At 59.4% G+C, this 20,976-nt stretch carries 24 protein-coding genes, 1 tRNA gene and 1 pseudogene; 8 read left to right on the forward strand and 18 right to left on the reverse strand.

Going from position 1 to position 20,976, the window contains the following annotated elements; genetic code table 11:
• Positions 1-6 precede the first annotated feature (6 nt).
• Positions 7-291, reverse strand: coding sequence for a DUF6124 family protein (locus tag ACTD9P_RS11140; protein ID WP_438867770.1), 285 nt, complete (start codon positions 289-291; stop codon positions 7-9).
• A gap of 535 nt (positions 292-826) precedes the next feature.
• Here ACTD9P_RS11140 and ACTD9P_RS11145 point away from each other — a divergent pair.
• Positions 827-1,066, forward strand: coding sequence for a type II toxin-antitoxin system RelB/DinJ family antitoxin (locus ACTD9P_RS11145; protein ID WP_026013721.1), 240 nt, complete (start codon positions 827-829; stop codon positions 1,064-1,066).
• A pseudogene (locus tag ACTD9P_RS11150) lies at positions 1,056-1,343 on the forward strand (type II toxin-antitoxin system RelE family toxin). The gene ACTD9P_RS11145 and the pseudogene ACTD9P_RS11150 overlap by 11 nt, the downstream one beginning before the upstream one ends.
• A 69-nt stretch (positions 1,344-1,412) precedes the next feature.
• Here the strand turns inward: ACTD9P_RS11150 and hepT are convergent.
• From hepT to dapA, 7 genes are all read right to left on the reverse strand, one after another.
• Positions 1,413-1,862: a type VII toxin-antitoxin system HepT family RNase toxin gene (gene hepT / locus ACTD9P_RS11155; RefSeq protein ID WP_438867772.1), complete on the reverse strand. Its 450-nt coding sequence runs from the start codon at positions 1,860-1,862 to the stop codon at positions 1,413-1,415.
• A complete protein-coding gene (gene mntA / locus ACTD9P_RS11160; protein ID WP_438867773.1) occupies positions 1,852-2,247 on the reverse strand; it encodes a type VII toxin-antitoxin system MntA family adenylyltransferase antitoxin in 396 nt (131 codons plus the stop codon). The genes hepT and mntA overlap by 11 nt, the downstream gene beginning before the upstream one ends.
• 119 nt (positions 2,248-2,366) lie before the next feature.
• Positions 2,367-2,456 (reverse strand) — tRNA-Ser (locus tag ACTD9P_RS11165).
• 83 nt (positions 2,457-2,539) lie between these two features.
• Complete coding sequence (purC, locus tag ACTD9P_RS11170) at positions 2,540-3,253, reverse strand: phosphoribosylaminoimidazolesuccinocarboxamide synthase (RefSeq protein WP_017137340.1); 714 nt, start codon at positions 3,251-3,253, stop codon at positions 2,540-2,542.
• Between the two features lie 27 nt (positions 3,254-3,280).
• Positions 3,281-4,039 (reverse strand): MBL fold metallo-hydrolase, encoded by a 759-nt coding sequence (locus tag ACTD9P_RS11175; protein ID WP_438867774.1) that lies wholly within the window; start codon positions 4,037-4,039, stop codon positions 3,281-3,283.
• A 4-nt stretch (positions 4,040-4,043) separates the two neighbouring features.
• Positions 4,044-5,159: an NlpB/DapX family lipoprotein gene (bamC, locus tag ACTD9P_RS11180; RefSeq protein ID WP_438867775.1), complete on the reverse strand. Its 1,116-nt coding sequence runs from the start codon at positions 5,157-5,159 to the stop codon at positions 4,044-4,046.
• Positions 5,160-5,176: 17 nt separating this feature from the next.
• A complete protein-coding gene (gene dapA / locus ACTD9P_RS11185; protein ID WP_438867776.1) occupies positions 5,177-6,055 on the reverse strand; it encodes a 4-hydroxy-tetrahydrodipicolinate synthase in 879 nt (292 codons plus the stop codon).
• A gap of 273 nt (positions 6,056-6,328) precedes the next feature.
• On the opposite strand from dapA, the gene ACTD9P_RS11190 reads away from it, so the two are divergent.
• Both ACTD9P_RS11190 and ACTD9P_RS11195 read left to right on the forward strand, forming a co-directional pair.
• Positions 6,329-6,889 (forward strand): glycine cleavage system transcriptional repressor, encoded by a 561-nt coding sequence (locus tag ACTD9P_RS11190; RefSeq protein WP_017137336.1) that lies wholly within the window; start codon positions 6,329-6,331, stop codon positions 6,887-6,889.
• 10 nt (positions 6,890-6,899) lie between these two features.
• The gene (locus ACTD9P_RS11195) at positions 6,900-7,373 is read left to right on the forward strand and encodes a peroxiredoxin (RefSeq protein ID WP_017137335.1); all 474 of its coding nucleotides are present in this window, start codon (positions 6,900-6,902) and stop codon (positions 7,371-7,373) included.
• Positions 7,374-7,411: 38 nt separating this feature from the next.
• Here the strand turns inward: ACTD9P_RS11195 and ACTD9P_RS11200 are convergent, their stop codons facing one another.
• Both ACTD9P_RS11200 and ACTD9P_RS11205 read right to left on the reverse strand, forming a co-directional pair.
• A complete protein-coding gene (locus ACTD9P_RS11200; RefSeq protein WP_200430689.1) occupies positions 7,412-8,482 on the reverse strand; it encodes an AI-2E family transporter in 1,071 nt (356 codons plus the stop codon).
• A 31-nt stretch (positions 8,483-8,513) separates the two neighbouring features.
• Complete coding sequence (locus ACTD9P_RS11205) at positions 8,514-8,753, reverse strand: sulfurtransferase TusA family protein (protein WP_438867777.1); 240 nt, start codon at positions 8,751-8,753, stop codon at positions 8,514-8,516.
• A 95-nt stretch (positions 8,754-8,848) separates the two neighbouring features.
• Here ACTD9P_RS11205 and ACTD9P_RS11210 point away from each other — a divergent pair, with 95 nt between their 5' ends.
• Positions 8,849-10,282: a M48 family metallopeptidase gene (locus tag ACTD9P_RS11210; protein ID WP_438867778.1), complete on the forward strand. Its 1,434-nt coding sequence runs from the start codon at positions 8,849-8,851 to the stop codon at positions 10,280-10,282.
• 67 nt (positions 10,283-10,349) lie between these two features.
• Here ACTD9P_RS11210 and ACTD9P_RS11215 read toward each other — a convergent pair whose 3' ends face one another.
• The 4 genes from ACTD9P_RS11215 to rpoE all read right to left on the reverse strand — a co-directional run bounded on the left by ACTD9P_RS11215 (position 10,350) and on the right by rpoE (position 14,210).
• Positions 10,350-11,798, reverse strand: coding sequence for a DegQ family serine endoprotease (locus ACTD9P_RS11215; RefSeq protein ID WP_438867779.1), 1,449 nt, complete (start codon positions 11,796-11,798; stop codon positions 10,350-10,352).
• A 234-nt stretch (positions 11,799-12,032) separates the two neighbouring features.
• Positions 12,033-12,992: a MucB/RseB C-terminal domain-containing protein gene (locus ACTD9P_RS11220; RefSeq protein WP_438867780.1), complete on the reverse strand. Its 960-nt coding sequence runs from the start codon at positions 12,990-12,992 to the stop codon at positions 12,033-12,035.
• Positions 12,993-13,008: 16 nt separating this feature from the next.
• A complete protein-coding gene (locus tag ACTD9P_RS11225) occupies positions 13,009-13,596 on the reverse strand; it encodes a sigma-E factor negative regulatory protein (protein WP_034096393.1) in 588 nt (195 codons plus the stop codon).
• 32 nt (positions 13,597-13,628) lie between these two features.
• On the reverse strand, positions 13,629-14,210 hold the full coding sequence (gene rpoE / locus ACTD9P_RS11230) for an RNA polymerase sigma factor RpoE/AlgU (protein ID WP_003172477.1): 582 nt from the start codon (positions 14,208-14,210) through the stop codon (positions 13,629-13,631).
• A 463-nt stretch (positions 14,211-14,673) separates the two neighbouring features.
• On the opposite strand from rpoE, the gene nadB reads away from it, so the two are divergent.
• On the forward strand, positions 14,674-16,290 hold the full coding sequence (nadB, locus tag ACTD9P_RS11235; RefSeq protein ID WP_438867783.1) for an L-aspartate oxidase: 1,617 nt from the start codon (positions 14,674-14,676) through the stop codon (positions 16,288-16,290).
• Here nadB and ACTD9P_RS11240 read toward each other — a convergent pair.
• Together ACTD9P_RS11240 and ACTD9P_RS11245 are read right to left on the reverse strand one after the other, a co-directional pair.
• A complete protein-coding gene (locus ACTD9P_RS11240; protein ID WP_438867785.1) occupies positions 16,259-16,705 on the reverse strand; it encodes a protein YgfX in 447 nt (148 codons plus the stop codon). The two genes, nadB and ACTD9P_RS11240, sit on opposite strands and share 32 nt — an antisense overlap.
• A complete protein-coding gene (locus ACTD9P_RS11245) occupies positions 16,689-16,943 on the reverse strand; it encodes an FAD assembly factor SdhE (protein WP_438867786.1) in 255 nt (84 codons plus the stop codon). The genes ACTD9P_RS11240 and ACTD9P_RS11245 overlap by 17 nt, the downstream gene beginning before the upstream one ends.
• Before the next feature lie 140 nt (positions 16,944-17,083).
• Here ACTD9P_RS11245 and ygfZ point away from each other — a divergent pair, with 140 nt between their 5' ends.
• Both ygfZ and ACTD9P_RS11255 read left to right on the forward strand, forming a co-directional pair.
• Positions 17,084-18,025 carry a CAF17-like 4Fe-4S cluster assembly/insertion protein YgfZ gene (gene ygfZ, locus ACTD9P_RS11250; protein WP_438867787.1) on the forward strand — a complete coding sequence of 314 codons (942 nt, stop codon included), beginning with the start codon at positions 17,084-17,086 and terminating at the stop codon, positions 18,023-18,025.
• 36 nt (positions 18,026-18,061) lie between these two features.
• Positions 18,062-18,883, forward strand: a complete 822-nt coding sequence (locus ACTD9P_RS11255) for an HDOD domain-containing protein (RefSeq protein ID WP_438867788.1) — start codon at positions 18,062-18,064, stop codon at positions 18,881-18,883.
• On the opposite strand, the gene ACTD9P_RS11260 is transcribed toward ACTD9P_RS11255, so the two are convergent.
• Positions 18,884-20,269, reverse strand: coding sequence for a sensor histidine kinase (locus tag ACTD9P_RS11260; protein WP_438867790.1), 1,386 nt, complete (start codon positions 20,267-20,269; stop codon positions 18,884-18,886).
• Positions 20,262-20,933 (reverse strand): response regulator, encoded by a 672-nt coding sequence (locus tag ACTD9P_RS11265; protein ID WP_200430697.1) that lies wholly within the window; start codon positions 20,931-20,933, stop codon positions 20,262-20,264. Before ACTD9P_RS11265 ends, ACTD9P_RS11260 begins: the two co-directional genes overlap by 8 nt.
• Positions 20,934-20,976 lie beyond the last annotated feature (43 nt).

Below are 20,976 nucleotides of genomic sequence, written 5' to 3' on the forward strand. Positions count from 1 at the left end.
AGAGGGTTAGTTGCCTGGTTTATCCGCTGGAAAATGACGCTCAAGTGCAGCGTCCACCAATGACTGAGCGTTCTCGATCAATTGCGCCAGACCCATGATTACGGGTGACTGCGTGCTGTCCGGGTCGTCGGCGCATTGGTAGGCGGTTTGAAGGGCGGATGCGAGGATTTCGGAGGCGTTGGCCAGGGCTTCTTCGGTGCCGACGTCGGGGCCTACGTGGAAGATTTTGCGAGGTTCACCGTCGGATTCGGCATTGAAAGCATCGGTCGGGTTGGGGGTGATCTTTTTCATGATGTAACTCCACGTTATGAAAAGGAGCTACCACTCCCTGCTGTCAAACAGGATTGGGTGGCAGCTGTACGCGGGTTGACAGACCGGAAACGTGGAAACCCGGCGCACCCGAAGGTGCCCCACGCACAGCCGCCATAACAGATGGGCACAGACAAGATCTGGAACCAGTTTGGGGATGCACAGAGATCGCACGTTATTCGGTCTGTCAAAACCGGTCGCCATGAGGGCGACGGCGGAAGGTTAGCGTCCTGCCTCAACCAGTGCAAGCCCGTGCGGGAGCTGCAGAGCCAATGCCACCGCTAATCACTCTTTTGGAAACGCCCAGTAATGAGTGTTCCCACAATGAAACTTGTGTACCCAAGCCTCTGGGCTAGCCTCAGAAAGATCGCTGGTGTGCTGAGGAGCTTCTATGACACATGGACATTGTGATGCGCTAACAAGGGAGTATGCGAGCGCCATACGTCCCCACAGGCTTGCCAATAAGCCCCTCTTGATCCAATGTAATGACCAATGTCATTACACGAGGATCTTTCCCATGGCGACTATAAGCATCCGTATCGATGATGACCTGAAAGCGCGTGCCTATCTCGAACTGGAAAAGCTCGGCGTTACGCCTTCCGAACTGATGCGCCAGGCCCTGCAATATGTGGCGGACCGCGGCCAGCTGCCTTTCAAGCCTGTTCTGATGACTGAGGAAGATGAAGCGTTGATGGCCACCGTCCGGGAACGATTGGCATCGCCTCAACGGGTAAAGGTTTCTATAGATGACCTATAGCCTTGATTTCGATGCGCGTGCATTGAAGGAGTGGCAAAAGCTCGGCGACACCATTCGTCAGCAGCTCAAGAAGAAGCTGGTGGAAATCCTGAACAACCCACGAATTGAAGCCAATCGCCTGCATGACCTGCCCGACTGCTACAAAATCAAGCTACGCAGCAGCGGTTACAGGCTGGTTTATCAGGTGATCGATCAGTAAATCACAGTGGTGGTGGTGGCCATTGATAAGCGGGAGCGTGATCAGGCTTATCGTAAAGCGGGTGAGCGTTTGAGCTAGCAGTAGATCTGACATCCTTCGCAAGACAGCGCTCGGACAGAAAGCCCACTGGGGCCAAGTCAAGCTCGTTCAAATGAGCCCAGTATCTGCGACAACCGCTGACTGCCCTGCATCCTTAGTCAGGATAAATGCGCTAAATGCCAGAAAATCATCTAAATGCTGAGTGATGATTGCAACAGTGATCGGCAACTGAAGCACTTGATACTCATGCACTGCGATATTGCGGAAACCGACCATGTTTTTCAGGTTGGTCAGCAGAGACGATTGGACCCAACCGCCTCGTGATAGCAACTCAAACACGTCTCGGGCGCCCTGAGGTACACCCAGTCGTTCACGTCGAATTAGATGCTGCCCCATATCCAGAGCGGCCTCACACGCACGCTGAATATTAAGAATCGCCGCATCCTGACGGGTGAAGTCAGTAGCGAAACTGGTGGGGTCCTTGTCGTATTCCTCGCGAGCACGAGCGACACAACGCTCAATGCTCGACGCTTTGTTGATAAGTACATCATCGACCATGCACTTTCCCTTCCTTCTGGATATCGGCCAGCAACCCTGCCCTTGCAGTGTCCAGCTCGGTTTTTTCGCTGAGGATGTAACTCTCGAAAATACCTGCCTGGCTGTCCTTGTTCCAGAGCCTGCGTCCTGTTGTTATGACTTGATATTGCATGACGGTGGACGCCGCCCGCAGGTCGAGTAGATCGACGGGTACTGCCACGATGTCAGCAAGCTCTCCAGCTAACCGCCACAACAGGAGCGGGTCCACAGAGCCCGCAGCAAGCACCGCCAAGTCCAGATCGCTGTCAGCATGTGCCTCACCTGTCGCCTGACTGCCAAAGACATAAACCGCCATCAGATCAGGAATACCGGCCAATAAGTGAGCCAACACTTGCTCAACGTTCATGTTGCGCCCCACGTGTCATCTGATGAATGACCGTAGCAGAAATCACTTCGACATTTCTGCCCCAAACAAAAAACCCCCAACAACAATTAAGTTATCGGGGGTTTTTCGTTATTCAATAATGGCGGAGAGATAGGGATTCGAACCCTAGGTACCGGTGAAGGTACAACGGATTTCGAATCCGTCCCATTCGGCCACTCTGGCATCTCTCCAACGGCGCGCATCATAACAGTGTGTTTCGCGAAAGCAAACCAAAAAATCGATTTTTTTCCGTGCTATCAGATGCTTGCGTCGATTACAGCGGTACGCCGAGACGATTGGCGACTTCTTCGTAGGCTTCGATAACGTCACCGAGGCCCTGGCGGAAGCGGTCTTTGTCCATCTTCTTCTTGGTGGCTTTGTCCCACAGGCGGCAGCCGTCCGGGCTGAATTCGTCGCCCAGGACGATGGTGCCGTCGTGGAACACGCCGAATTCGAGTTTGAAGTCGACCAGCAGCAGGCCTGCGTCGTCGAACAGTTTGCTCAGCACGTCGTTGACCTTGAGGGACAACTCCTTCATGCGTACCAGTTGCTCAGCGGTGCCCCAGCCGAATGCCACTACGTGGGATTCGTTGATGAACGGGTCGCCCTTGGCGTCGTCCTTCAGGAACAGTTCGAACGTGTAAGGGTTGAGCTTGAGGCCCTCTTCCACGCCCAGGCGCTTGACCAGGCTGCCGGCGGCGTAGTTACGCACGACGCATTCGACCGGGATCATGTCGAGCTTCTTGACCAGGCACTCGTTGTCGCCCAGCAGTTTGTCGAATTGGGTCGGAATGCCGGCCGCTTCGAGCTTTTGCATGATGAAGGCGTTGAACTTGTTGTTCACCATGCCTTTGCGATCAAGCTGTTCGATGCGCTTGCCGTCGAACGCCGAGGTGTCATTGCGAAACAGCAGGATCAGGCGGTTGGCGTCGTCGGTCTTGTATACCGACTTGGCTTTGCCGCGGTAGAGTTCTTCACGTTTTTCCATGATGGGCTCCGCTTGCTAAATGGTGGGCTAGGCGATGTGTCGCCAGTCGAGCCCTGAATCTTGATCGGCCAGTTGCAGCCAGTCCGGGTCGCACCCGAGGGTGTCGACAAAACATTGCCGGGCCAGCTGCGGCAGGTTGTTCTTGCTGCTCAGGTGGGCCAGGACCAGATGTTGCAAGTCTTGCCAGCCCAACTCATACACCAGGTACGCCGCCTGGTGGTTGTTCAAATGTCCCAGTTCGCCGCCTACCCGCTGCTTGAGAAAGTAGGGGTAATGACCACGTGCCAGCAGGTCGCGGCAGTGGTTGGACTCGATCATCAAGGCATCGAGGTCACGGTAACCGTCCAGCACCTTGGAGCAGTAGGAGCCCAGGTCGGTGAGCACGCCGAAACGCCGCTGGCCGCCACTGAATACATACTGCGTCGGTTCCTGGGCGTCGTGCGCTACGGCAATTACGTCGATGCTCAACGCACCGACCTGCAGCGCTTCGCCACCGGCCAGGAAGCCTGCGGGTTCTATGGGTTTGCGCATCCCGCGCAAGGTGCCGCGACTCAGGTACACCGGAAGATTGTAGCGCCGAGACAGCAAACCCACGCCATGCACGTGGTCGGCATGTTCGTGGGTCACCACAATTGCGCTCAGCTGCGCGGGGTGAACCCCCAGGCGCAGCAGGCGCCGCTCGGTTTCTTTTAACGAGAAACCACAATCCACCAGCACATACGTGTCGTCATGTGCGACCAGCGTGCCGTTCCCTTGGCTACCGCTGCCGAGAACGGCAAAACGCATCGGATCAGCCCAGGTTGTCCTGAATCACGCCCAACACTTTGCGCGCTGTGTCAGCCGGCGCAACGGTGTTGATGTTCTTCTCGACGGTCACTTGTACGCTTTCGCCCACCTTGCTCAAACGAACCTGGTAACGCTCGGCACGGGTTTCGATCTCTTCCTTGGTCGGCTTGCTGCCGAACAATTTGCCGAAGAAACCTGGCTCGTCGTCTTTCTTCTCGGCCTTTTCCGCTACGTTGATGTAGTACAGGCCCAGGCTGCGGTTGATGTCTTCAACGCGCCATGGGCCTTGCTCCAACGCGCGGCCAACACTGGCCCAGGCACGGTCGAGGTCTTCACCCAGGGTGAGCACTACGTTGCCGCTGCCGTCTTCAGTGAGGCTGACGCGGTTAGGCGTGTCGAAGTTACCGGCGGCGAGCAGGGAAACCGAACCGCCTTTCTCGGAGATACGGCTCATGCTGGCCAGCATCTCGTCGACCAACGCGGCGTCAACGCCCATGTTGACCGAGCGTGGGGTGAAATCGACGTTGGCAGTGCTGCCGGCAGGACGCTCGGCGCTGACCACGTAGACTTCACTGGTATTACGCTGCACGCCTGGCTCGATGCGCACACGCACACGGGCTTCGCTGTCGGGCGCTACACCACTCGCCTGCAGGCGCTTGGCCATGCTGGCGGACAGTTCACTGCCGTGCTGCCACGCCGTGGTGAACTCACCGGTTTGCGGGCGTTGCTGATCAATGCTGAAGCCGTTGTCCTGGAAGAACTGCACCGCCACTGGCCAGACCTCAGCCGGTGGGCGTTGAGCCATGATCCAGCGGTTGTCGCCGCTCTTTTGCAGGCTGTAGTCGCTGGCGTCCGCCACGGCCGAGATCGGCTGCGGGCGTGGCACTACGTACTCGCCCTTGGTGGTGTCGTCGGCGACGTTGCGCGGAATCGGCAGCAACGGGTCAAGGCGCTTGGCGACGTTGACGTCTGGCGGCAGTTGCATCGGTTTGGTTGCTTGTGCTTCCAGGTAATCGCTGCCGCGGTCACGGAAGTAGCCTTCCGGGCCCCATACCCAACCGCAGCCACTGGTGCTGGAGATAATCAAGGCAAGTGCGGAAAGTCCGGCCAATCGCTTCATGCGTAGTGCTTCCTCAATTAAACCAGGACGCCGGACTGGCGCAGGGCCTGTCGCAGCGGTTCGTGACAGGCTTCGCTGAGCCGGGTGAGCGGCAGACGGATACCGTCCGGCATCAAGCCCATCTCAAACAGCGCCCATTTCACGGGAATAGGGTTGGATTCGATAAACAGTGTTTTGTTGAGCGGCATCAGTTGCTCGTGGATCGCACGGGCTTTTACCGCGTCACCGGCGATGGCGGCGGCGCACATGTCGCTCATGGCGCGCGGCGCGACATTGGCGGTCACCGAGATGTTGCCTTTGCCACCCAGCAGGATCAGCTCGACCGCTGTGGCGTCGTCACCGGAATACACCAGGAAGTCGCTGCTTACGCCGGCCAGGATGTCCTTGGCACGCTGCAGGTCACCGGTGGCTTCCTTGATGCCGATGATGTTCGGCACGGTCGACAGGCGGATCACGGTCTCGGCCTTCATGTCGCAGGCCGTGCGGCCAGGAACGTTGTAGAGAATCTGCGGGATGTCGACGGCTTCGGCAATGGCCTTGAAATGCTGGTACAAACCTTCTTGGGTCGGTTTGTTGTAATACGGGGTTACCAGCAGGCAGGCATCGGCACCGGCTTTCTTGGCGTTGTTGGTCAGCTCGATCGCTTCACGCGTCGAGTTGGCGCCCGTGCCGGCGATTACGGCAATGCGGCCCGCCACGCGCTTGACTACGAATTCGATGACCTGGATGTGTTCTTCCACATCAAGGGTGGCCGATTCACCTGTGGTGCCGACCGCCACGATGGCGTTGGTGCCTTCTTGCAGGTGGAAGTCCACCAGTTTGCCAAGGCTGTCCCAGTCGAGATGACCTTGTGCATCCATGGGTGTGACCAGTGCCACCATACTGCCCGCAATCATGCAACCGCTCCTGCCGGAAAAAGAGAGCCGTAATGGTACTGGCGCCAAGATGCTTGTACAAGCGAAGTACCGCCTGAGGATGCGTTCTGGGCCAACTAAACGACGGGCAATGCCATCATTGGGCCAAAGCGCGGCTTGAAGCACGCTGAAATCAGACCGATCGCGTAATGAAAACGCCACCTCCTAGCCCTTGGCGATGGTTTTCGCTACCCTTCATCCTTTGATCGATACAGCCCACACGGTATCGACCGCTCATCGCTTTAGGAAGGCTGCATGTCCACCCCCACAGTTCGCGAACAATTCCTTGTTATCAGTGCCCTCGGCGCCAACCCCATGGAGCTGACCAACGTCCTGTGCCGCGCCAGCCATGAGAACCGCTGCGCCGTCGTGACCTCCCGCCTCACCCGCCACGGTGAGTGCAGCGCGTTGGTGCTGCAGATCTCCGGCAGCTGGGACGCCCTGGCGCGCCTCGAAACCGGCTTGCCGGGCCTGGCCAAGAAGCACAACTTCACCGTCAACGTCGTGCGTAGCGCCGCCCTGGAAAACCGCCCACAGGCCCTGCCTTATGTGGCGTATGTCAGCTCGGCCTACCGCTCGGACATCGTCAATGAGCTGTGCCAGTTTTTCATCGACCACAATGTCGAACTGGAAAACCTCACCTGCGACACCTACCAGGCACCGCAAACCGGCGGCACCATGCTCAACGCCACGTTCACCGTGACCTTGCCGGCCGGCGTGCAGATCAGCTGGCTGCGTGACCAGTTTCTGGATTTCGCCGATGCCTTGAACCTCGACGCACTGATCGAGCCATGGCGCCCACAGAACCCAATGTAAGGAAGTACCTATGCCGGTAGCCATCGACAAACCCGTGGCCGATTTCGAAGCCCAGGCCACCAGCGGCCAGACGTTCAGCCTTGCCGCCCTCAAGGGCAAGCAAGTGGTGATCTACTTCTACCCCAAGGACAGCACCCCGGGTTGCACCACCGAAGGCCAGGGTTTTCGTGACCAGTACGCCGCGTTCAAGGCCGCCAACACCGAAGTGTTTGGCCTGTCGCGAGACAGCGTGAAGTCCCACGAGAACTTCAAGGCCAAGCAGGAATTCCCCTTCGAGCTGATCAGCGACAAGGACGAAGCGGTTTGCCAGCTGTTTGATGTAATCAAGCTAAAGAAGCTATATGGCAAGGAATACCTGGGCGTTGACCGCAGCACGTTCCTGATCGACAAGGATGGCGTGCTGCGTCAGGAATGGCGCGGTGTGAAAGTGCCGGGTCATGTGGATGCGGTGTTGGCGGCGGCGCAGGCATTGAATAAAGCTTGAACCATAATGGGGGCGAACCTTTGGTTCGCCCCCATTGTTTACAACAAAGGCGCCACCACCGGCTCCTGCCGCGGCCACGCATCCAGTACGGCCTTGAACAGCGTCGCCAGCGGGATTGCAAAGAACACGCCCCAGAACCCCCACAACCCTCCGAACAACAGCACCGCGCAGATAATCGCCACCGGGTGCAGGTTGACGGCCTCCGAGAACAGCAGCGGCACCAGCACGTTGCCATCCAGGGTCTGGATAATCCCGTACACCGCCATCAGGTAGATGAACTGATCGCTCCAGCCCCACTGGAACAACGCAATCAACATCACCGGCACGGTCACCACCACCGCGCCCACATACGGCACCACCACCGATACGCCCACCAGCAAAGCCAGCAGCGCCGCGTAGTTCAGCCCGAGCGCGACAAACGCGATGTAGGTGACGCCGCCACAAATCACGATCTCAATGACTTTGCCGCGAATATAGTTGGCGATCTGCCGGTTCATTTCTTCGGCGACCCGGGTAATCAGCGCCCGTTCACGCGGCAGGTAGCCACTGACCCAGCGGCCGATCATCTCGCGGTCCTTGAGGAAGAAAAACACCAGGATCGGCACCAGCACCAGGTAGATCATGATGTTGACCAAAAGCGGCAGGCTGGACAGGGAAAACGTCAGCGCCCATTGTCCGAATTTTCCGATTTCGCCGCGCGCCACTTCGATGGCCTGCAACACTTGCTCGTCCGACACCAGGTGCGGATAGCGCTCCGGCAACAGCAGCAACAGTGATTGCCACTTGGCGAGCATGCCCGGCAACTCGTTGAACAAGGTGATCAACTGATGCCACAGCAATGGCAGCACCACCACGATAAACACCACCAACAGCCCCATGAACAGGGCAAAGACCAGCCCTACCGCCAGGCCGCCGGGTAAACGCAAACGCTCAAGGGTAGTGACCAGGCCCTGCATCAGGTACGCCAGCACCATGCCCGCCAGTACCGGCGCCAGCATGCCGCCCAAGGTGAGCACGGCGGTAAAGGCCAGAAACAGCAGGACAGCCAGCACCACCGCTTCTTCATCGGAAAAATAGCGCTGAATCCAGTCTCGTAACACTTTGAACATCAATCAACCTCGGGTGGTAGGGGCGAACAGTTCAGGCCTTGCGCAACCAGTAACGGTACACACCGCCAGCGTCTTCTTCGTGCAGCAGCGTGTGCCCGGCCAGCTTGGCAAAAGTACGGAAATCACGCTGGGAGCCCGCGTCCGTGGCGATCACCTTGAGCACGGCACCACTGGCCAAGCGGTTGAGTTCCAGCTTGGCCTTGAGCAGGGGCAGCGGGCAATTGAGGCCACTGGCATCGAGTTCGGCGTCAAAGGCTACAGCGTTGGTCATCGGTTTGCTCCGGGCATGCGTTTGGAGTGCTTAGAATATCTGGTCCGAAGCTCAGTGTCCGGCTACAGTAAGCTCTTTGTCGAAAGGCTTTGTGCATGACTTTTTTGCGCCCTACCCTGCTGACGCTGGCTTGCCTGCTGGCCTCCCCGGCCTTCGCTGACGACCTGCCGTCACTCGGCGACGCCAGTTCTGCCATTGTCTCACCGCAACAAGAGTTCCAACTGGGGCGCGCATGGCTGGCCTACCTGCGGGGCCAGGTCTCGCAACTCAACGACCCACAGCTTAAGGATTACGTCGAAACCAGCGTGTACAAGCTGGTGGAGACCAGCCAGGTGAATGACCGGCGCCTGGAGTTCATCCTTATCGACAGCCCACAGCTCAACGCCTTTGCCGCACCCGGCGGGATTGTCGGGGTTAACGGCGGCCTGTTCCTGAATGCCCAAACCGAAGGCGAATATGCCTCGGTACTCGCTCACGAATTGGCTCACTTGTCCCAACGTCACTTTGCGCGAGGTGTGGAAGCGCAGTCGCGCATGCAGATCCCGATGATGGCCGCCCTGCTCGGTGGCATTATCGCGGCCGCAGCGGGTGCGGGCGATGCCGGTATTGCGGCGATTGCGGGCAGCCAGGCGGCAGCTATCCAGGAACAGCGCAGGTTCTCGCGCCAGAACGAACAAGAGGCTGACCGTATCGGCATCCTCAACCTGGAAAAAGCCGGTTACGACCCACGCTCCATGCCGACCATGTTCGAACGCCTGATGCGCCAATACCGTTTCGACGCCAAGCCGCCGGAGTTTTTACTGACTCACCCGGTAACCGAGTCGCGGATTGCCGACACCCGTAACCGCGCCGAACAAGCCAAACCCGGCGGCAAGGAAGACAGCTTGCGCTATCAACTGATTCGCGCACGGGTACAACTGCAATACGAAGACACACCGGGACTGGCCGCCAAGCGCTTCCAGGCGCAATTGGACGAGAACCCGAAAAACGATATAGCGCGTTATGGCTTGGCCATCGCGCAGATCAAGGGCACCCAGTACAAAGAGGCACGGGAAAGCTTGCAGCCGCTGCTGGCCAAGGCGCCCAACGACATTACTTACAACCTGGCGCAGATCGAGTTGGATATCGACAGCAATCGCCTGCCGGATGCCCAGCAACGTACTGATCGGATGCTGGCCCTGTACCCCGGCAGCTATCCGCTGAATCAGATACGCATCGATGTGCTGCTCAAGCAGAACCGTACGGCCGATGCTGAAAAGGCACTGGATGGGTTACTCAAGTCGCGGCCCGATGATCCGGATGTGTGGTACCAGGTGGCAGAGACTCGCGGCCTGTCCGGCAATATCATTGGCCTGCATCAGGCGCGTGCCGAGTACTTTGCACTGGTGGGTGACTTCAAGCAGGCTATACAGCAACTGGACTTTGCCAAGCGTCGAGCCGGCAACAACTTCCCACTGTCCTCGCGCATCGACGCGCGTCAGCGTGAGCTGATCGAACAGGAACGTCTGGTCAAAGGAATGATGAGCTAAAACCATCGCCCACAAAAAAGCCCCGCTTTCGTTAACCGAAAGCGGGGCTTTTTATTGAGCTAGCGGATTACTCGGCCAGCTTGAAGGTGATGAAACTTGCACGACCCTGACGCAGCACGCGCATCGACACCGAGCGATTCTTCGGCAACGCTTTGGCGATGTCGGTGAATTCCTTGGTGGAGTTGATCGCCTGGTTGTTCAGGTGGGTAATCACGTCGCCCGGTTGCAGGCCGATCAAGGCGGCTGGGCCGTCCTGAACTTCTTTGATCACGACACCGCTCTTGAGGTCGAAGCTCTTCTTCTGCTCGTCGTTCAGCTCAACCACGGCAATGCCCAAGCGATTGCTGCTGCGCTCAGCGCCTGGCTTGGCATTACCCAGTGCATCCAGGGTTGCGCCCTCTTCCGGGATCGCGCCGACGGTCAGCTCAACGGTCTGGCGCTTGCCGTCACGAATCACTTCAAGCTTGGCTTTGCTGCCGGCTTTCAGGGCGCCTACCAGATGCGGCAGGTCGGCGGACATGATGATCGGCTGGCCATTCATGCTCAGGATCACGTCACCCACTTGCAAGCCGCCTTTGGCAGCCGGGCCGTCGTCCTGGATCTGCGCGACCAGGGCACCGGCCGGCTTGTCGAGGCCGAACGATTCAGCCAGGTCTTTGTTCACTTCCTGGATCACCACACCCAACCAGCCACGGCTGACCTTGCCGCCGCTTTTGAGCTGGTTGGAAACGTCCATGGCCACGTCGATTGGAATGGCGAAGGAGACGCCCATGAAACCACCGGAACGGGTGTAGATCTGCGAGTTGATCCCCACCACTTCGCCCGCCAGGTTGAACAGCGGACCACCGGAATTACCCGGGTTGATCGGCACGTCGGTCTGGATGAACGGCACGTAGTTTTCATTGGGCAGGCTGCGACCGATGGCGCTGACGATACCCTGGGTCACGGTATGGTCGAAGCCGAACGGCGAACCGATCGCAACCACCCACTGCCCGGCTTTAAGGTCCTGGGATTTACCCAGCTTCAGCACAGGCAGGTCTTTACCTTCGATTTTCAGCAGGGCCACGTCGGAACGCGGGTCGGTGCCCACCAGCTTGGCTTTCAACTCACTGCGGTCGGCCAGGCGCACGAGAATTTCGTCAGCGTCGGCAATTACATGGTTGTTGGTGAGGATGTAGCCATCCGGCGAGATGATGAAGCCCGAGCCCAGGGACTGCGCCTCACGCTGGCCGCCACCGCCGCCACCGCCGCCACGCGGGGAACGTTGTTGCGGCATACCACGCTCAAAGAACTCGCGCAGCATCGGCGGCAAGCCTTCCAGGTCTGGCATCTGCTGGTTCGAGACTTTGCGATCCGGCAGTTTCTGCGTGGTACTGATGTTCACCACGGCAGGCGAAGCCTGCTCCACCAATTGGGTGAAGTCAGGCAGCTCGGCCGCTTGCGCGGACACTGCCTGACCCAGCACCAATACCGTGGCGACTATGGTTAGGTAAGACTTCAAACGTGGTATCGACATACAGCTCCCGTTACGACGAGCAGGGTTGAGCGACAGGGTTCAAGAAACGCCGAAAACTTCGACCGGCATTTTTGTTCCGCGAACAAAATAAGGTCAGAGCCGACAAGCTCTGACCTATAAAAAACATGGGGATTTTTTGCAAGTGAAAATACTGATCCAGAAATTTCATGCTCTCAGCCCCCAACCACGCAAAGGCTCACATTGAAAGGTCAGGATGAACATAGGATTAACGGCTCATGGCTTGGCGGCGGTCTTTTCGCCGCGCACCGACAGCGCGATGCGTTCGGCGGTGCCGATGGGGATTTCGCCGACAACCGTCACCATGACTTCGCCATCGACTGTGTTCAGGCGGCGCGACACCGCGACCGTCGGGCCAAGCTGCGTGCGTGTTTCGCTCACACTCGCACCGTCGGTGGACTCAAGAAACACTGAGAAACGTGCAAGCCCGTCGTCGTACATCAGGCTGTCGACAGTGGTTTGGGTTCGAGTATCTTTTCGCGAAACGCTGTTGGTGAGCTGAAAACCTGGAGGCAACCAGTCCAGATGCCATGCGTGGGTAGCGGGCACCTCGGGGGCTTTGGTGCTGGAAACAGCGACAGGTGAACATTCGCTGCTGGGCTGTAAGTCACGATCTGATGGCGCAGCCGAAGTGTTCAGCCGGGTGAACTGAAAACGCTCCAAGAGCTGGCCCTGCTCATTGAGCAACAGGGACTTGAGTGGCAGCGCGGTTTCACGATCCAGGTGCAACTCAAAGCCATATCGGTATTGATCACGCGGGCTGATCGACACAATCACCGCATTGCGACCAGCCACGCGAGATTTGCCAATGACGGCCAGTTCATAAAATTGAGTGAGTTTTTGCGGATCCAGAGCGCGCGAAGGCGCATCCGGTGAGTTGCCGAGGCCGGCAACCAAGGTGCCACTGACACATTGTGTACGACCATCTACCCGCACCAGTTCCTGAGCAGAACCGTCGAGTTGCAACAGCCGCTCGCGGACGTGACCGTCCTGAACACGATGCCAGATGTCATGAGTAGAAAAACTGCCGTTACGCTCGTAGACGAACGTACCTGCAAAGCTTTGCTGCTGCTCTGCACGCCCAAGTCGAGTCAGCCAGTCTTGGGCTTCGTCGGCATGGGCGGATAGTGCAAAACAACCACTGAGCAAAAGCGTAAGGAGCGGTATGGCGCGCATAGGGCCCCTTAGTGGTTTAGCGGTTTTCCAGGCTGGCTGCACGAGCGTATGGCAGAGCGCTTTCAGTGCCTTTCAAGGCCGATTCCTGTGCGTGTTGGCGCAGGTAGCCTGGAAGACGCTGGTCCTGCCAGCCGGATTGCCCTTGAAGTACGCCGTTGGCCATAGGGCCGGTGGCATCAGAGCTTTCCTTGTAGCCGGCCAGTACCGCTGGGCCTTTGACTTGCGGACCGGCCATGACCGGCTGCTGAGTCTGCTGGGCCAGTTCGGCACCGGCAATTTCGTCCTGGTTGTACAGGCGAACACCGGCCAACACGGCAACAGTCACCGAGGCAGCTACTGCCAGGCGACCCAGGCTACGCCATGGACCACGAGCAGCTTTTGCCGGAACGGCTTCATCGGCCAATGCGGCAGAAACGGCCGCAGCAATATCCAGACGAGGGATTAAAAGATCCTTGTGCATCACCGCCCGAGCGACTTGGTAACGAGACCAGGTATCACGGGTTTCGGCATCATCAAATGCATTGAGCACTCGACGAAGTTCCAGTTCATCCGCTTCGTTATCCATCACTGCGGACAGCGATTCCTGCAGGGCATCACGACTCATGGCGGTTCCTCTCTTGGCTGTCGCCGCTGTCTTTAGTTTTCCTGCAACAACGGTTGCAAGGCTTTGTCGATGGCTTCCCGGGCCCGGAAAATCCGTGACCTTACAGTCCCCACCGGACATTGCATGACGCTCGCAATGTCTTCGTAACTGAGACCATCGAATTCACGTAAAGTTAACGCCGTACGCAAATCTTCTGGCAGTTGCTGAATAGTGCGATGAACGGTTCCCTCGATCTCGTCGCGCAGCAAAGCACGTTCCGGCGACTCGAGATCTTTGAGGCCGTGATCACCATCGTAAAATTCTGCATCTTCTGAACTTACATCACTGTCCGGTGGGCGGCGGCCGCGAGACACCAGATAGTTCTTCGCCGTGTTAATGGCGATGCGGTACAGCCACGTGTAAAACGCACTATCGCCGCGAAAATTGCCAAGTGCACGGTACGCCTTGATAAAGGCTTCCTGTGCAACGTCCTGCGCTTCATGGGTGTCGTGCACAAACCGCACGATCAACCCGAGAATTTTGTGCTGGTATTTCAGCACTAGCAGATCAAATGCTCGCTTGTCGCCGCGTTGAACGCGCTCGACCAGCTGCTGATCCTCTTCCTGGGTTAGCATGAACACTCCTCGTTGTACTTGGAGGAGGCTTGCATAACTAAACGATCAGGCTTGCAAACATAGACTAGGACTTCTCGCAAAAGTTCTCCCCCTCCAAGCAAGTTTCCGGCATGCACTGATTTGGCACACACGAAAAACGCAGCGCGGGCTAGGCCGGCTGCGCGAATAATCTTGTCGCCGGTTTTCTGACGCGTCCAGTGCTCCCGACGGGCCAATAAACTCAACGTTTTCCCAGCTTTCGGGCAACCTGCTATTGAGTCGGGGCTCATGCAAAAAGTTCCCATCTCAATAGCCGGCCCATAGGACCCCAGCTGTGCACCGTAATTTCACTTTGCCACGAATGCCCCGCTATTGTGCCGCTCCCCCCCTCTATATACTAGTGGCCCGTGTGACCCTTTGATTCGCCGATCCAGGCGTCCTGTTTGCGCCAGCCCTTTGGATCGCTTTTTGCGGAATCCTTCAAATGAGCCAACAGTTTCAACACGATGTTCTGGTGATCGGTAGTGGTGCGGCCGGCTTGAGCCTGGCACTGACCCTTCCCAGCCACCTGCGCATTGCGGTCCTGAGCAAGGGCGACCTGGCCAACGGCTCGACATTCTGGGCCCAGGGCGGTGTCGCGGCCGTGCTGGACGACACCGACACCGTGCAATCCCACGTCGAGGACACCCTCAACGCCGGCGGCGGCCTGTGCAACGAAGAGGCGGTGCGCTTCACCGTCGAGCATAGTCGCGAAGCCATCCAATGGCTGATCGACCAAGGCGTGCCGTTCACCCGCGACGAACACGCTGGCAGCGATGACGGCGGATTCGAGTTCCACCTGACCCGCGAAGGCGGCCACAGCCATCGCCGCATCATCCACGCCGCCGACGCTACCGGCGCCGCCATCTTCAAGACGTTGCTCGAGCAAGCCCGCCAACGCCCCAACATCGAACTGCTGGAGCAACGCGTCGCCGTGGACCTGATCACCGAAAAGCGCCTGGGCCTGGACGGCGAACGCTGCCTCGGCGCCTACGTGCTAAACCGCGCCAGTGGCGAAGTGGATACCTACGGCGCACGCTTCACCATTCTGGCCTCAGGCGGTGCCGCCAAGGTCTACCTCTATACCAGTAACCCCGATGGCGCCTGCGGCGACGGCATCGCCATGGCCTGGCGTTCAGGCTGTCGGGTAGCCAACCTGGAATTCAACCAGTTCCACCCCACCTGCCTGTATCACCCGCAAGCCAAAAGCTTTTTGATTACCGAAGCCCTGCGCGGTGAAGGTGCGCACCTGAAACTGCCGAACGGCGAGCGCTTCATGCAGCGTTTCGACCCGCGCGCCGAGCTGGCGCCACGAGATATCGTGGCCCGCGCCATCGACCACGAAATGAAGCGCCTGGGCATCGACTGCGTGTACCTGGACATCAGCCACAAACCCGAAGCCTTCATCAAGACCCACTTCCCCACCGTCTACGAACGCTGCCTGGCGTTCAACATCGACATCACCAAAGGCCCGATCCCGGTGGTGCCGGCTGCGCACTACACCTGCGGCGGCGTGATGGTCGACCAGCACGGCCGCACCGACGTGCCGGGCCTGTATGCGATCGGCGAAACCAGCTTCACCGGCCTGCATGGCGCCAACCGCATGGCCAGCAACTCGTTGCTCGAATGTTTCGTCTATGCGCGCTCCGCCGCCGCCGACATCCTTGAGCAGCTACCCCGCATCCCGGTGCCCGCCGCCCTGCCGCGCTGGGACGCCAGCCAAGTGACCGATTCGGATGAAGACGTGATCATCGCCCACAACTGGGACGAACTGCGCCGCTTCATGTGGGACTACGTGGGCATTGTGCGCACCAACAAACGCCTGGCACGGGCTCAACATCGCGTGCGTTTGCTGCTGGACGAGATCGACGAGTTCTACAGCAACTACAAAGTCAGCCGCGACCTGATCGAGTTGCGCAACCTGGCCCAGGTTGCGGAATTGATGATCCGCTCAGCCATGGAGCGCAAGGAAAGCCGCGGCCTGCATTACACCCTCGACTACCCGCAAATGCTGCCCGAAGCCCGCGACACTATTCTGGTGCCAGCCACCTACGGCGGCTGAACTTAAGGCGTACCCGCAGGCGCCGATGCACATCGGCGACCTGCGAATCCATCGGTACGCAAACAGAACGCACCCACCACTCGCCCTGCACCCGATAGCGCAGCACCACGATCAGCGGCAACGCAAGGCTGTCGGGGCGCAACTGCACGCTGTGCCAGCCGCGCTCGGCACTGAACAACTGCCAGCCGTCTTCATCGCGGCGCAGGCCACGAATCGACGAACGGTGAGTCAGCTGGATATGACGCGGCAACACCCAGGCGGCATGCGCCAGGCACAGCAGAATGCCGAGGCTTGCGAAGGGCAAATCGATAAACAACAAGGCACCCAGCGCGAACAACTGGGCAAGCAGGTACGCCGCCAGCAACAGCCGAGAGGCCTGCCAGCGGCATTCGAAGCGATTACTTGGGCTGGACACGATCCAGAATCTTGCGAACCATGCGCTGCAGCTCCGGATCGTCAGATTCGGCGCGCTCCATGAACCAGCCGAACATGTCCTGGTCTTCGCACGTCAGCAGCCGCTCATAAAGTTCGCGGTCCACCTTATCGAGTGTCGAGTACACCTCTCTGGTGAACGGCACCAGCAACACATCCAACTCCAGCATGCCACGGCGGCTGTGCCAGTAGAGGCGGTTGATTTCTACTTCTTCTACCATGGACTGCTCCTCAAATAGCGCGCAAGTATACAGGCCCGACGGCAGCGGGACACTCGGCTTTGGTCGCCCCATACGGAAACTATCCATTTGCCGGGCGCCCCTCTATGATGCACGCATGACTTTTTGACCTGCGAAGACCCATGGCCGACTCTGCATTTTTCTGCCCCCTGACACACGAAGGCGTCCTTGCCGTCCGCGGCTCCGACGCTGCCAAGTTCCTGCAAGGGCAACTGACCTGCAACCTCAATTACCTGAGCGACGCCCAGGCCAGCCTCGGCGCGCGCTGTACGCAAAAAGGCCGCATGCAGTCGAGTTTTCGCATCCTGCTGCAAGGTGACGGCGTGTTGCTGGCAATGGCCACCGAGCTGCTCGAACCGCAACTGGCAGACCTGAAGAAATACGCGGTGTTCTCCAAATCCAAGCTCACCGACGAAAGCGCCGCCTGGGCACGCTTTGGCTTGTCGAATGCGGATCACACCCTGGCTGCCCTCGGCCTTGAGTTGCCGGCCGACACCGACAGCGTGGTGCGCACCAACACACTGATTGCCATTCGTGTCTCCCCGAACCGCGCCGAACTCTGGGTGCCTGCCGAGCACGCCGAAGCGGTACGCCAGCAATTGGCCAGCCAACTGCAACAAGCTGACTTGAATGCCTGGCTGCTCGGCCAAATCCGCGCCGGCATCGGCCAGGTCATGCCGCAGACCCGCGAACTGTTCATCCCGCAAATGCTCAACTTGCAGGCCATTGGCGGCGTCAGCTTCAAAAAAGGCTGCTACACCGGCCAGGAAATCGTCGCGCGCATGCAGTACCTGGGCAAACTCAAGCGCCGCCTGTATCGCCTGAGCCTCAATGCCGAGCAATTGCCCGAGCCAGGCACACCGATGTTCTCGCCCAACCATAACAGCGCGATCGGCGAAGTCGTCATCGCGGCAAAAGCTGACCAATCAATTGAACTTCTGGCCGTGCTGCAAGCCGAAGCTGCCGAAAGCGGCGATGTGCATGTCGGCACCCTGGAAGGCCCCGGTTTACAACTGCTCGACCTGCCGTACCTACTGGATCGCGATAAAGAGATCCAGCGTTAATCGCCGTACCTTTTTGCAACACCCTAGAGAGCATGAATGAACAAGCTGGCGGAAAAAGTCCAACAGGCTTTGGTGACGGCCATCGACAACGATGACCTGGTTCTGCCGACATTACCGGAAGTTGCCCTGAACATACGTCAGGCGGCCGAAGACCCGGAAATCAGCATCAGCCACTTGAGCAAAGTGATCGGTCGCGATACCGCTCTGTCGGCGCGCCTGATCAAAGTGGTCAACAGCCCGCTGCTGCGCGCAACCCAGGAAGTCACCGACCTGCATACCGCCATCACGCGGCTGGGCACCAACTACAGCAGCAACCTGGCCATCGGCCTGGTCATGGAACAGATCTTCCACGCCCGCTCCGAAGTCGTCGAACTGAAAATGCGCGAAGTGTGGCGCCGCAGCCTGGAAGTGGCGGGCGTGAGTTATGCCCTGTGCCGCAACCATAGCCAACTCAAGCCAGACCAGGCGGCCCTCGGTGGGCTGGTGCATCAGATTGGCGTGTTGCCGATCCTCACCTACGCCGAAGACCATTACGAGCTGCTGGCCGACCCGGTCAGCCTCAACCATGTGATCGACAGCATCCATCCGTTGCTGGGCGACAAATTGCTGGGTGTGTGGGATTTCCCGGAGATGCTGGCCAAGCTGCCGGGGCGGTACCTGGACCTGGAGCGCGACTCCCCACGCCTGGATTACATCGACGTGGTGCAAATCGCCGCACTGTATTGCCACCGCGGCACCGCGCATCCATTGGCCAACGTAGACATTATCAGCCTGCCGGCGCTCAAAAAACTGCGCATCGACCCGTACAGCGAAACATTGCGTGCGGAGTTGGATGAAGCGCGCTCGATGTTCTATTGACTACCCCGCGATAAAACTCACCCGCACCTTCAACCCCGCCAATTCACCATCATGCAGGCTGATCTGGGCCAAATGCGCGCGGCAGATCTCGCCGACAATTGCCAGCCCCAAGCCTGAGCCCATGCCCTGCTGGCTGCGGCGGTAGAAACGTTCGAAGACCCGGTCCCGCTCATCCAGCGGGATGCCTGGGCCGTCATCTTCAACTTCGAGGATGGCCGGCGCGGTCACCCGCAGAATCACATTGCCGCCCGGTGGCGTGTGGGCCAGGGCGTTATCCACCAGGTTGCTCAGCAGTTCATTCAACAACGTCGGCTCACCGCGCAGCCACACCGGCTCATCCGCTTCCAACGCCAGGGCAACGCCCCGCGCGTGGGCCAGCGGCGCCATGGCCATGCCCAGTTCCCGCGCCAGCTGGCTGAGGTCGAGCAATTGCGCACCGCCTTCGGCAATCGCGCGGGCGCCGTTTTCGATACGCGCCAGCGACAGCAATTGGTTGGCCAAGTGGGTCAGACGGTCGGTGCCTTGGGCCGCCGTTTCCAAGGTGCTGCGCCAGGTTGCCGGGTCACTGCTGCGCAAGCCCAGCTCAAGCCGGGCCTTGAGCGCCGCCAGCGGAGTGCGCAGTTCGTGGGCGGCGTCGGCAATAAACTGCGCCTGGCGCTCGAACTGGCCGCGCAAGCGCTCGGTGAAGTGATTGAGCGAGCGCACTAACGGGCCGAACTCATGTTGCACCTCCACCAGCGGCAGCGGGCGCAAGTCGTCGGGCTGGCGTTCCTCCACGGCGGTGCGCAGGCGCTCCAACGGGCGCAGCGCCGCACTCACGGCAAACCACACCAGCAACAACGCACCGACCGCCAACATGCCCAGCCGCAGCAGCGTGTCGGCCATCAGGCTGCGGGCCATGCTTTCGCGCGCCTCGTCAGTTTCGGCCACGCGAATTTCCGCCATACCGTTCATGTTCGGCTCCGACACCGCCTTGAGCAGGCTCACCACCCGCACATGCTGGCCCTGGTACATGGCGTTGTAGAAGCGCGCCAACGCCGGGTAATCATCGGTGCGCGGCGTGCCCGGCGGCGGGCCAGGGAGGTTTTCGTAGCCGGAGATCAGCTTGCGATCGATGTCATTGACCTGATAGTAAATTCGCCCGGCGCTGTCGTAGGCGAACGTGTCCAGCGCCACATACGGCACATTGGCACTCAGGGTGCCGTCCACCTGGGTCAACCCGGCGGCGATGGTGCGCGCCGAGGCCAGCAAGGTGCGGTCATAGGCGGTGTCGGCGACTTCGCGACCATTCCAATAGGCACTCATGCCGCTGGCGAGCATCAACACCACCAGCAGCAGCGCCAGGTTCCATAGCAACCGCCAGCGCAGGCTGCTGGGCTTATGCATCGCGGGCTTCCAGCAGGTAGCCAAGGCCACGGAAGGTCACGATGGCGATGGGCTGGCCGTCGAGTTTCTTGCGCAGGCGGTGCACATAGATTTCGATCGCGTCAGGGCTGGCTTCCTCGTCCAGGCCGAACACTTGCGAGGCCAGTTGCTCCTTACTCATCACGCGGCCGGGTCGCGCGATCAGCGCCTCAAGCACCGCCTGCTCGCGGGAGGTCAGCGTCATCAGCTCGCCGCCCACGCTGAAACGCCGGGTATCCAGGTCATAGACCAGCACGCCGCACGCCTGCTGACGCTCCCCGCCCAGCACACTGCGGCGCAGCAGCGCCTTAACCCGCGCTTCCAGCTCGGTCAACTCGAAGGGCTTGGCCAGGTAGTCATCAGCGCCCAGGTTCAGGCCATGCACACGGTCTTTTACATCACTGCGCGCCGTCAACATCAACACCGGCAGATTTTTCCCACGCGCCCGCAGACGCGCCAACACCTCAAAACCGTCCATGCGCGGCAGCCCCACATCGAGGATCACCACTGCATATTCCTCGCTGCTCAAGGCCAGGTCCGCGGCCACGCCGTCGTGCAACACGTCGACGGTCAAACCCGTGCTCTTGAGCGCTTGGGCAACACTTTCGGCGAGTTGCAGATGGTCTTCAACCAAGAGGACGCGCATGGATTTTCACCTCGTTCTGGCATGGTCGACGCCACGCTTTGGC

Source organism: Pseudomonas onubensis (assembly GCF_965653655.1).
Lineage (GTDB): Bacteria > Pseudomonadota > Gammaproteobacteria > Pseudomonadales > Pseudomonadaceae > Aquipseudomonas.

What these genes read in the sequence shown, in the direction of transcription:
- ACTD9P_RS11215 (WP_438867779.1), bottom strand. Translation starts at nt 11,798, where the DNA reads ATGTCGATACCACGTTTGAAGTCTTACCTAACCATAGTCGCCACGGTA.
- ACTD9P_RS11220 (WP_438867780.1), bottom strand. Translation starts at nt 12,992, where the DNA reads ATGCGCGCCATACCGCTCCTTACGCTTTTGCTCAGTGGTTGTTTTGCA.
- ACTD9P_RS11175 (WP_438867774.1), bottom strand. Translation starts at nt 4,039, where the DNA reads ATGCGTTTTGCCGTTCTCGGCAGCGGTAGCCAAGGGAACGGCACGCTG.
- ACTD9P_RS11265 (WP_200430697.1), bottom strand. Translation starts at nt 20,933, where the DNA reads ATGCGCGTCCTCTTGGTTGAAGACCATCTGCAACTCGCCGAAAGTGTT.
- ACTD9P_RS11145 (WP_026013721.1), top strand. Translation starts at nt 827, where the DNA reads ATGGCGACTATAAGCATCCGTATCGATGATGACCTGAAAGCGCGTGCC.
- ACTD9P_RS11140 (WP_438867770.1), bottom strand. Translation starts at nt 291, where the DNA reads ATGAAAAAGATCACCCCCAACCCGACCGATGCTTTCAATGCCGAATCC.
- ACTD9P_RS11210 (WP_438867778.1), top strand. Translation starts at nt 8,849, where the DNA reads ATGACTTTTTTGCGCCCTACCCTGCTGACGCTGGCTTGCCTGCTGGCC.
- ygfZ (WP_438867787.1), top strand. Translation starts at nt 17,084, where the DNA reads ATGGCCGACTCTGCATTTTTCTGCCCCCTGACACACGAAGGCGTCCTT.
- purC (WP_017137340.1), bottom strand. Translation starts at nt 3,253, where the DNA reads ATGGAAAAACGTGAAGAACTCTACCGCGGCAAAGCCAAGTCGGTATAC.
- hepT (WP_438867772.1), bottom strand. Translation starts at nt 1,862, where the DNA reads ATGGTCGATGATGTACTTATCAACAAAGCGTCGAGCATTGAGCGTTGT.
- ACTD9P_RS11255 (WP_438867788.1), top strand. Translation starts at nt 18,062, where the DNA reads ATGAACAAGCTGGCGGAAAAAGTCCAACAGGCTTTGGTGACGGCCATC.
- ACTD9P_RS11205 (WP_438867777.1), bottom strand. Translation starts at nt 8,753, where the DNA reads ATGACCAACGCTGTAGCCTTTGACGCCGAACTCGATGCCAGTGGCCTC.
- ACTD9P_RS11195 (WP_017137335.1), top strand. Translation starts at nt 6,900, where the DNA reads ATGCCGGTAGCCATCGACAAACCCGTGGCCGATTTCGAAGCCCAGGCC.
- ACTD9P_RS11260 (WP_438867790.1), bottom strand. Translation starts at nt 20,269, where the DNA reads ATGCATAAGCCCAGCAGCCTGCGCTGGCGGTTGCTATGGAACCTGGCG.
- ACTD9P_RS11200 (WP_200430689.1), bottom strand. Translation starts at nt 8,482, where the DNA reads ATGTTCAAAGTGTTACGAGACTGGATTCAGCGCTATTTTTCCGATGAA.
- dapA (WP_438867776.1), bottom strand. Translation starts at nt 6,055, where the DNA reads ATGATTGCGGGCAGTATGGTGGCACTGGTCACACCCATGGATGCACAA.
- rpoE (WP_003172477.1), bottom strand. Translation starts at nt 14,210, where the DNA reads ATGCTAACCCAGGAAGAGGATCAGCAGCTGGTCGAGCGCGTTCAACGC.
- nadB (WP_438867783.1), top strand. Translation starts at nt 14,674, where the DNA reads ATGAGCCAACAGTTTCAACACGATGTTCTGGTGATCGGTAGTGGTGCG.
- ACTD9P_RS11190 (WP_017137336.1), top strand. Translation starts at nt 6,329, where the DNA reads ATGTCCACCCCCACAGTTCGCGAACAATTCCTTGTTATCAGTGCCCTC.
- bamC (WP_438867775.1), bottom strand. Translation starts at nt 5,159, where the DNA reads ATGAAGCGATTGGCCGGACTTTCCGCACTTGCCTTGATTATCTCCAGC.
- ACTD9P_RS11245 (WP_438867786.1), bottom strand. Translation starts at nt 16,943, where the DNA reads ATGGTAGAAGAAGTAGAAATCAACCGCCTCTACTGGCACAGCCGCCGT.
- ACTD9P_RS11225 (WP_034096393.1), bottom strand. Translation starts at nt 13,596, where the DNA reads ATGAGTCGTGATGCCCTGCAGGAATCGCTGTCCGCAGTGATGGATAAC.
- mntA (WP_438867773.1), bottom strand. Translation starts at nt 2,247, where the DNA reads ATGAACGTTGAGCAAGTGTTGGCTCACTTATTGGCCGGTATTCCTGAT.